Raw genomic sequence first — 1,346 nt, 5'->3', positions numbered from 1 at the left:
AGGGACCCAACCATACTCATTTACTCAGTTGCTCATTTACTCAGTTACTCAAAATTAGTCACTTTCGCCCACCCGGCCAGGAGATAAGCCATGACCCGCAACGCCTCAGAAATTTACGATGACCTCAAAGCCCTAGCCAACGAGCTGGAAGACCTCGCGAAGACCGGACGCATCACCATGAGCACCGACTCATGGAACAAGGACTACCCCGACACGAAACAAGCCGTCGCCCAAGCCCTAGCAGCGCTCCAAGTCGCCATCAACGCGACCTGCTGGATGGAAACCCTACCCGAAGCCGAATCAACCGCGACGAAACCAGGGCATCGCGGTTAAGCCTCCTGCCCACCTGTGCACAGCAAAAGCCCAATCGCTGCGCTGCTTTTCCTGCACCCACGTGGACAGCAGGAACCAAACGACCTCCCGCACACAAGCCACAAGCTGCGGTACCTGAGTTCTCCTTCGACGGCGGATCGTGGCCCGTGCATGGCCTCTGATAAGCGAATATCACTTGCCAGGCCACGAGGAACACCTATCATGGGCACATCATCTTAAAGGAGTAAGACCACGTGGAGGTATCAGAGTTAACCCTTGGCGCTGCTGGGGTTCGTATGATGCTAACTGTGAGAAAGCTCTAACAATGACAGTTCGTGGCGAAAAAAGATCCTTGGGTCCATCGCAATCGTAACCTGTCGGAATTCATTATCAGAGATCTTCGCTACCGTAACTAGATTGTTTGCTTGGAGGACTTAGGATTATTCTATGGAGACATTTAAGCGTCAAAGGTATGTTGATTACCTAGTGAACGAACGTGGGTATGAAGCTCGCCTAACTCCGTGGGGAATCTATATCGAATATCCCAATTTTGACGATAATGGCACGGCGGTCGTCAAATGGAGGGTTACGGAAAATGAACTTGCCGGTTTGAACGGGATTAGAATGCCGCGAGGCTTTACCGGCGGCGAACAGTATGCGTTCTCGGAGTTGATAGCAGCTCTTCATACTTTCACTGGTTCACGGGGAACCATGTACGGGGCAAGTATGAGAATAGAAGCAGAAGACTGAGAAGGGCTATGGCGCACATGCGCCATAGCCCTTCTTGTTAGAACTTACCAGCGAAGCTTGATTATTTACCGCAAGCTCGGTTCACACTGTCGGGATGAGATGTGATGAGACGGGAATTTGTGGCTGAAACTGATGCCGTGACGCCGACTTTTTTTATGATCCGCCCACGGGAATCTCGAAGTTCATAAACCCCACCGTACCGAATAGTTTTATTGCCGCTTTGGTATTTCTTTAGGCATGACCATTTTAAGGCTTCGTTTGTTGCCCAATCCGCGAAGTCCCTC

At 51.0% G+C, this 1,346-nt stretch carries 3 protein-coding genes; 2 read left to right on the top strand and 1 reads right to left on the bottom strand.

Features of this window, described 5'->3' with window-relative positions; genetic code table 11:
* The first annotated feature begins 90 nt into the window (after window positions 1-90).
* Together ACT3TP_RS18660 and ACT3TP_RS18655 are read left to right on the top strand one after the other, a co-directional pair.
* Entirely contained in the window at window positions 91-333 is a 243-nt protein-coding gene (locus ACT3TP_RS18660) for a hypothetical protein (RefSeq protein ID WP_096288488.1), read from the top strand.
* A 426-nt stretch (window positions 334-759) separates the two neighbouring features.
* On the top strand, window positions 760-1,062 hold the full coding sequence (locus ACT3TP_RS18655) for a hypothetical protein (protein ID WP_013350251.1): 303 nt from the start codon (window positions 760-762) through the stop codon (window positions 1,060-1,062).
* A 61-nt stretch (window positions 1,063-1,123) separates the two neighbouring features.
* Here ACT3TP_RS18655 and ACT3TP_RS18650 read toward each other — a convergent pair.
* Window positions 1,124-1,346, bottom strand: a 223-nt coding sequence (locus ACT3TP_RS18650; RefSeq protein ID WP_444621281.1) for a hypothetical protein, incomplete at its 5' end; no start/stop codon positions are given.

It is taken from the genome of Glutamicibacter sp. AOP38-B1-38, assembly GCF_052377485.1.
Classification (GTDB): domain Bacteria; phylum Actinomycetota; class Actinomycetes; order Actinomycetales; family Micrococcaceae; genus Glutamicibacter.
The sequence above is the reverse complement of the archived record's forward strand: the minus strand, read 5'-3'. Positions and strand labels throughout refer to the sequence as shown.